General features: G+C 42.1%; 3 protein-coding genes. 1 reads left to right on the forward strand and 2 read right to left on the reverse strand.

Features of this window, described 5'->3' with window-relative positions:
• Nucleotides 1–213: 213 nt before the first annotated feature.
• Nucleotides 214–2,586, reverse strand: coding sequence for a heavy metal translocating P-type ATPase metal-binding domain-containing protein (locus tag Q0625_RS04075; protein WP_298823676.1), 2,373 nt, complete (start codon nt 2,584–2,586; stop codon nt 214–216).
• A 36-nt stretch (nt 2,587–2,622) separates the two neighbouring features.
• Nucleotides 2,623–3,612 carry a lysylphosphatidylglycerol synthase transmembrane domain-containing protein gene (locus Q0625_RS04080; protein ID WP_298823677.1) on the reverse strand — a complete coding sequence of 330 codons (990 nt, stop codon included), beginning with the start codon at nt 3,610–3,612 and terminating at the stop codon, nt 2,623–2,625.
• Between the two features lie 164 nt (nt 3,613–3,776).
• Between Q0625_RS04080 and aspS the strand changes: the two genes are divergently transcribed.
• The gene (aspS, locus tag Q0625_RS04085) at nt 3,777–5,525 is read left to right on the forward strand and encodes an aspartate--tRNA ligase (protein ID WP_298823678.1); all 1,749 of its coding nucleotides are present in this window, start codon (nt 3,777–3,779) and stop codon (nt 5,523–5,525) included.
• Nucleotides 5,526–5,606 lie beyond the last annotated feature (81 nt).

Consider the following 5,606-nt stretch of genomic DNA (forward strand, 5'->3'; position numbering starts at 1 on the left):
AATTTTAGTCTATTTTAATGAACTAGCTCCCTTTCTGAAAGCGGGTGCAAAAGTACTACAACTTTTTGAACTGACAAAATAATTTGTCAGATTTTTTTGATTATTTTTTTAAATAGTTGTTTATCAATGCTTTTGTTAAACAAAAAAGTCGTGACTCATTAGATAATTGACTCATTAAATCATCTGAAAATTCGAAATTGACTCATTGACTCATCATCTCATTACCTTATTCGCTAATCTATTCGTCATCAAAGTCGTAAAAAGCACTATACTAATAGAGCTAATTGGCATCAGAATTGCCGCTACTACGGGTTCTAAGTTTCCTGTTACGGCAAAGAACGTACCTATACAATTATATAATAAGGAGAGTACAAAACTCATCTTAATCACTTGCATAGTCTTCTTGCTTAGGGCAAGGAAGTGCGGAAGCTTCTCTATCTCAGAGGCCTGTAGGATAGCTTCACAGGCTGGAGAAAAGGTATTGCTGTTTTCTGCCACAGCACAGCCTACTTGGGCTTGCTTGAGGGCACCTGCATCATTCAGCCCATCGCCTAGCATCATTACTTGCTTGCCTTCCTTTTGTAATTGCTCTATATAATGGAGTTTATCGGCAGGACTTTGATTGAAGTGTAGTGATACTTTATCCGAGAGTTGCGCTTGTAAGAAGGCTTTTTCTGCCTCAGTATCCCCTGAAAGCAACGCTAAGGTATAGCCCTTGGCTTCCAATTCATGGAAAACGGTAAATATATGTTCTCTATAAGGATTCTTAAAAGTATATTTTCCTATTAACTGCCCATTAATACTCACATATACCGCTGTTTCATCTTTGTTTTCCTTATCCGTTACAAACTTAGCGGAGCCTACCTTTATGCTATCCCCTCCCCAAGTGGCTTCCATACCTTTGCCTATTAGTTCTTGATAATGGTCAAGAGGATGTATATCTACCTGCTTATGGTATTCGTATAGCTGACGAGAAAGGGGATGGTTGGAATTACGCAATACACTCTTGAGCAAGGAAAGTTGTTGGGCATTCATCGTTTGACCTTCATAAGTAATTTCTTGGGTATTACTTTGGGTAATAGTACCTGTTTTGTCAAAGATAAGGGTATCTATCCGCGCCATTTGCTCTATGGTTTGGGTATCTTTGAGGTAAAAACGGCGTTTGCCTAAAAGTCTGAGCATATTCCCTAAAGCAAAAGGAGCTGAAACCGCTAAAGCACAAGGGCAAGCGATGATGAGCACTGCAGTAAAGGCATTGAAAGCTTCAGTAGGGGTACCATAGACTAGCCAAAAAGCTAAGGTCAAAAAAGCAATGAGCAACACAAAGAAAGTAAAATACTGACTTATCCTATCGGTAAGGGTCTTGATCCCCTCATTCTTATTCTTATGGAAGGATTCTTGACTCCATAGCTGGGTAAGGTAGCTTTGGGAAACGGTTTTAGTGGCTTCTATCTCTATAGCCGCTCCTTTATGTCGACCTCCTGCAAAGAGTTTGTCCCCACTGTTCTTCTCTGTCCATTTGGATTCACCTGTTACAAAGCTGTAATCTATCTGCCCCACCCCACGAATAAGCACGGCATCTACGGGTATGAGCTCTTCATTGCGAATCAGTAAGTGGTCACCCTCCTTGATATCATATACTTGGATACTCTCTTCCTGCTCTCCTGTGATACGAGTTACCCCTATAGGGAAATAGCTTTTGTAATCTCGCTCAAAGGAGAGAAAGGAATAGGTGCGTTGCTGAAAAAATTTGCCTATGAGCAGTAAAAACACTAACGAAGCAAGACTATCAAAAAAGCCCTGTCCCCTACCCGATATAATATCGTAAGTACTGCGGACAAACATAGTGAGAATGCCCAAAGCCAAGGGAATATCAATGGTGAGAAAACGATTGCGAATCCCCTTATAGGCGGAGACAAAGTAGTCAGTAGCCGCATAGAACATTATAGGTAGAGAGAAAGCAAACATCAGCCAACGGAAGAAATCCTTATATCGATTAAACCAAAATTCGTTGTCTTCAAAGAACCCAGGGAAGGACAACAGCCCAATATTTCCAAAGGCAAAACCCGCCACCCCCAACTTGTATAGTAGTTGCTTTTGTCCCTTCTTGTCCTTCTTCTGAGAATAATCGTCCAAACTTATATAAGGAGCATAGCCTATTTTGGATAGAAGTATCACCAACTCTTTCAGAGTGATTTTGTCTTTTAGGTAACTAATGCGTACCGTCTTTTTAGGAAAATCAACTAAGGCATGTATCACACCTTCGTGTAATCTCTGTAAATTCTCCAACACCCAGATACACGAACTACAATGAATATGAGGAATATATAAAGAGACGATTTGTGTATTCCCCTCGTCAAACTCCAGCAAGTTGGCTACAATCTGGGGATTGTCTAAGAAATGGTACTTCTCCCCTGCCTCTTCAGGACGTGCCCCAGGGGTTTGCTCGTAGGTATAATATTTGTCTAATTTATTAGTAGATAGGATTTCATAGACCGTCTGACACCCCTGACAACAAAAATGTTTATCGTCAAATACAATAGGGTGCTTAGGATCACAATTATTTCCACAGTGATAACAAGTCATAATTAGTGAATAGTGAAAAGTGAATAACGAACAGCGCTATAGTCTGACTACTGACCGCTGACCTCTATTGATGAGGGGTAAAAGTAAAAAGGACAATCCTCCGAAAAGAACAATCATCAAGAACTGAGCTATCCATATCACCCAGCCTAGGGCTGTACCTACCGTCTCGGCTACACCAAAAAGCAATAACACTTTGGCTATAAAAAGCGGATAAGCACCTAAACCCCCATTGGTAAAGACAATGGCAAAACTCCCAATAACAAAAGCAGTAAGCACTTGTATAAGTGACAAATCCTTAGTTTGTTCCATGGAGAAAAACACTACATAGAACATCAAAAAGTACATAAGCCAAATAAATACAGTATGAGCTATAAACTGCCATTTCTTCTTTAGGTGAGCAATGGAAAATATCCCTTCTTTGATACCTGAGAGCAATTTGCGGATTTTCTGTGCTATGGAAGAGGTAGAGCGGTAAATCCAGTAGAGAAAAGCTACAAACACAAGCCCCAAGACCAAGAGTATCACTATAATATAGGAAAAAGTAAAATAGCCTTCTAAAAAGTGCCATACCAGATCAAACTGGAAAACAAACACTACTGCAATGAGTAACAATAAGATACACATATCTATCACCCGCTCAGTAAGTATCGTACCAAAGGACTTGTCAAAAGGTACTTTGTCGTACCTATTGATAATCAAGGCACGAGAGACTTCTCCTGACCGAGGTATAGTGAGGTTCAACAAATACCCAATAAACACAGCCAAGACAAGGTTATATCGTTTTGGAAAATAATGCATAGAGGCTAAGGTATATTGCCAACGTATCCCTCGTGATACATGGCTTAAGAACCCCATTCCTACCGATAACCACAGAAAGGAATAATCAGCCTTAAGGAATTGCTCCTTGATAAGCGATAACTCTTGCTCGCTGAACTGGGCAAAGGCATACCAGCATAAGAATATCCCTAATAATAAGGGGAGTACAAGTTGTAAAGTCTTCTTCAGGTAGTTTTTGCTTGTTGCCATAACATATCAGTTTCGGGCGACAAAGATAGTGAATTATTTACAAATAGGCAGTCATTTGTGCTAATCGTTGTAGAACTTAAATTCCTCTATAATAAAATCGCCTCATATCTTGCACTTTTCAAAATTAATGAGTATTTTTGCAGGTTATTAGAAGTTATTAAAAAATGTATAGAACACATACTTGTGGTGCGCTTAACAGCGCTCACCTCAGCGAACAAGTAACCCTTAGCGGTTGGGTACAACGTATCCGTAATAAGGGCTTTATGATCTGGATAGACCTGCGTGACCGCTATGGTATCACCCAGCTAATCTTTGATGAAGAACGTACCGACAAAACCGTATTCGAACAAGCCAAAACCCTCTCTCGTGAGGATGTAATTCAGATACAAGGTGCTGTCATCAAGCGTGAAGCTATTAATGCAAATATTCCTACGGGGGAAATAGAAATTCTCGTTACGGCACTCACCCTGCTCAACCACTCAGAAGTACCTCCTTTTACCATTGAAGACAATACAGACGGCGGCGAAGATCTCCGTATGAAGTACCGCTACCTTGATATCCGTCGTACGCCTGTACGTGAAAACCTTATCTTCCGGCATAAGGTAGGCATGATTGTGCGTAACTACCTTTCTGGACAAGGGTTTATTGAGGTAGAAACACCTGTGTTGATTAAATCGACTCCAGAGGGAGCTCGTGACTTTGTGGTACCTAGCCGTATGAATGCTGGGGAGTTCTACGCCTTGCCCCAATCCCCACAAACTTTCAAACAGCTACTTATGGTGGGGGGGCTTGATAAATACTTCCAAATCGTAAAATGTTTCCGCGACGAAGACCTCCGTGCTGACCGCCAACCTGAATTTACTCAGATAGACTGTGAGATGTCATTTGTAGAACAAGAGGATATTATCCAAACCTTTGAGGGCTTGGCAAAGCACTTGCTCAAAGAACTCAAAGGATTAGAGTTTGGTGCTTTCCCTCGTATGACCTACGCTGAGGCTATGAAAACTTATGGCAACGACAAACCCGATATCCGCTTTGGAATGAAGTTTGGTGAGCTTAATGACCTTGCTCAACACCGCGATTTTAAGGTATTCAACGAAGCTGAATTGGTGGTAGGTATTGCCGTACCTGGTGCTAATAGCTACACCCGCAAGGAAATTGATGCCTTGGTAGAATGGGTAAAACGTCCACAAATAGGCGCTTCAGGCTTGGTATATGTAAAATGCAATGAAGACGGCACTTTCAAATCATCTGTAGATAAGTTCTACAACGAGGACGACCTCAAGGCGTGGGCAGAGCGCACAGGAGCCAAAGCAGGCGATCTTATCTGTATCCTCTCAGGCAAAGCCAACAAAGTACGCGGGCAACTCAGCGCCCTCCGTATGGAACTGGCCGAGCGTCTGGGCTTGCGCAATCCCGATGTATATGCCCCATTATGGGTAGTAGACTTTCCCCTGCTTGAGTGGAATGAAGAGGAAAATCGCTTCTTTGCGATGCACCACCCTTTCACCTCGCCTAAGCCTGAGGATATTCCTTTGCTCGACACCGACCCAGGAGCTGTACGTGCCAATGCTTACGACCTTGTACTCAATGGCAACGAAGTAGGTGGTGGGTCTATACGTATCTTTGACCGCGAATTACAAGCCAAGATGTTTGCCCTACTCGGCTTTACCCCTGAGCAGGCACAAGCACAATTTGGCTTCTTAATGAATGCCTTCCGCTATGGCGCTCCTCCTCATGGTGGTTTAGCGTTCGGCTTTGACCGATTGGTAGCACTGCTTGGCGGACAAGAAACTATACGTGACTTTATCGCCTTCCCTAAGAACAACAGCGGCCGCGATGTGATGATTGATGCCCCTTCTCCTATTGATGAGGCACAACTTAAGGAGCTGCATATTGAATTAGCAAATTAGAAATTGAAATTCTCTTAATGACCAAAAAAATCCCAGCTCTATTTGTAGGACACGGCAATCCAATGAACGCTCTTGATGAGC

The organism is uncultured Capnocytophaga sp., from assembly GCF_938029845.1.
GTDB lineage: Bacteria > Bacteroidota > Bacteroidia > Flavobacteriales > Flavobacteriaceae > Capnocytophaga.

What these genes read in the sequence shown, in the direction of transcription:
- Q0625_RS04075 (WP_298823676.1), bottom strand. Translation starts at nt 2,586, where the DNA reads ATGACTTGTTATCACTGTGGAAATAATTGTGATCCTAAGCACCCTATT.
- Q0625_RS04080 (WP_298823677.1), bottom strand. Translation starts at nt 3,612, where the DNA reads ATGGCAACAAGCAAAAACTACCTGAAGAAGACTTTACAACTTGTACTC.
- aspS (WP_298823678.1), top strand. Translation starts at nt 3,777, where the DNA reads ATGTATAGAACACATACTTGTGGTGCGCTTAACAGCGCTCACCTCAGC.